General features: G+C 66.8%; 1 protein-coding gene. It reads left to right on the top strand.

From position 1 onward, the window contains the following. A partial coding sequence (locus EN949_RS37330) for a hypothetical protein (protein WP_164782696.1) occupies positions 1–208 on the top strand: 208 nt, incomplete at both ends.

Here is a 208-nt window from a genome sequence, read left to right as displayed (position 1 = left end):
TCACGCTTCTTTCTGCGCGGCTGCTGTTCCTCTGCGGGTGCTGCCTGTTCGGCCGGCGCCTGCTCGGTCTGCTGCTGCTGGTCACGCTTCTTTCTGCGCGGCTGCTGTTCCTCTGCGGGTGCTGCCTGTTCGGCCGGCGCCTGCTCGGTCTGCTGCTGCTGGTCACGCTTCTTTCTGCGCGGCTGCTGTTCCTCTGCGGGTGCTGCCT

Origin of the sequence: Mesorhizobium sp. M7A.F.Ca.US.007.01.2.1 (genome assembly GCF_003998165.1) — a bacterium.
GTDB lineage: Bacteria > Pseudomonadota > Alphaproteobacteria > Rhizobiales > Rhizobiaceae > Mesorhizobium > Mesorhizobium ciceri.
Note: the sequence above shows the minus strand (reverse complement) of the source record. Positions and strands in the feature narration are given on the sequence as shown.